Origin of the sequence: Pseudomonas delhiensis (assembly GCF_900187975.1) — a bacterium.
In the GTDB taxonomy this organism is placed as follows: domain Bacteria; phylum Pseudomonadota; class Gammaproteobacteria; order Pseudomonadales; family Pseudomonadaceae; genus Pseudomonas; species Pseudomonas delhiensis.
Genome location: NZ_FZPC01000073.1, coordinates 1 through 1,769, shown reverse-complemented (window position 1 = coordinate 1,769; position 1,769 = coordinate 1). Strand labels below are relative to the sequence as shown.

General features: G+C 66.2%; 1 protein-coding gene. It reads right to left on the bottom strand.

Features of this window, described 5'->3' with window-relative positions:
- A partial coding sequence (locus CHC02_RS29750) for an Ig-like domain-containing protein (protein ID WP_244906826.1) occupies nucleotides 1-1,769 on the bottom strand: 1,769 nt, incomplete at both ends.

The following is a 1,769-nucleotide window of genomic DNA, read 5'->3' as shown; positions in this document are numbered from 1 at the left end:
TCATCGGTGACGTCGCCGTCGCTCAGCGGGCCGGTGACCGAGCCCTCGTCATCGTGGATTTCACTGATGACAGGCATCTCCGGCAGCGGGGTTTCCTCGCCCACGACGGTGAAGCCGATGTTTTCGCTGGCCTCGCCATTCTTGCCGAGGCTGTCCACCGGAACGGCGCTGAGGACATGTTCGCCCGTGGCCCGTTCCGGCACCTCGAATTCCCAGTTGCCGTCTTCGTCCACCGGGGCGGAGCCCAGCAGGGTTTCGCCATCGTAGATGTCCACATAGGCGACGTTGGTGCCTTCGACGTGCCCCTTGAGCACCGGCGTGGCGTCGTCGGTCTTGCCGCCATCGACAATGGCGCCGGTGACCGGTCCGAAGTCGTCGATCAGCTCGATCTGGTCGATGCGCAGGTCGGCCTGCGACGAGTCCACGGTCAGGTCGAACGGACGGGTCGGCCGGCTCTCGACGCCCGCGTCGTTGCAGGTGGTGACGGTCAGGCGGTGCTCGCCTTCCTCCAGCTCCAGGTCCAGGCTCCATTCGCCGTTTTCGTCGGCCGTGGTGCTGGCGATCAGTTTGCCGTTGTCATAGACCTTGACCAGCCCGTTGGGCTCGGCGTCGCCACCCTTGAGGGTCGGGTTGGCGTCGTCGGTGGTATCGCCGGAAAGCAGTGGCCCCGTGATCGCACCGACATTATCCAGCACGCTGTCGAGGACCGGGCGATCCGGAAGCTGGGTATCGATCACCAGGACGAATTCGGCCTGGGCCGAATTGCCGGCGGCGTTCTGCACCTCGGCGATGTAGAGATGATCACCGTCGCTCTGCGACAGCGGCAGGCGCAGGCTCCAGTTGCCCTCGGCGTCGGCGACCACGCTGCCGTAGACCACCGGGCCTTCCTTGATGATCACCAGGGCGTCCGGGGTCGCGGTGCCCTTCAGGGTCGGGCGTCGATCGTCGGTCACGCCGCCGTCGAGAACCTCGCCGGTGATGTTGCCGACCTCGTCGATGGCCAGGTCTATGGTCACGAACGGCGGAGCCGTATCGACCACGAAGTCCAGCGACTCGTTGGGCTGGCTGATGTTGCCGGCCGGGTCGGTGATCACCACGCTGATGCTGTGGTCACCCTCTTCCAGCGACTCTTCGGGTGTGAATTCCCAATGGCCGTTCTCGTCGATGATGGCGGTGCCGATCTCTTCGCCATTGTCGAGGATGCTGACGGTATCGCCCGGCTCACCCGAGCCACTGAGGGCCGGCTTGGCTTCGTCGGTCACGCTGCCCGGCTCGATCGGGCCGGTGATGGCACCGGCGTTGTCCTCGGCGCTGACCACATCCGGTTGCTCCGGCGCGGTGGTGTCGAGCATGATGGAGACCGGGGCGGTCTCGTCGCTGTGACGGCCAGCCTCATCCTGCGCCTTGGCGGTGACGACCTTCTCGCCATCGCCGGCCAGCGGCAGTTCGGTGCTCCAGTTGCCGTTTTCGTCGGCGACCACGCTGGCAGCCAGCTCGCCGTTGACGTACAGCAGCACGAGGTTGCCGGCTTCGGCGGTACCGCTGACGCTCAGGCTGGTGTCATCGGTGACGTCGCCGTCGCTCAGCGGTCCGGTGACCGAGCCCTCGTCATCGTGGATTTCACTGATGACAGGCATCTCCGGCAGCGGGGTTTCCTCGCCCACCACGGTGAAACCGATGCTTTCGCTGGCCTCGCCCTCCTGGCCGATGGCGTTCACCGGACGGGCGGAGATGCTGTGCTCGCCGGAGGCCAGCTCGGGCGCCTGGAA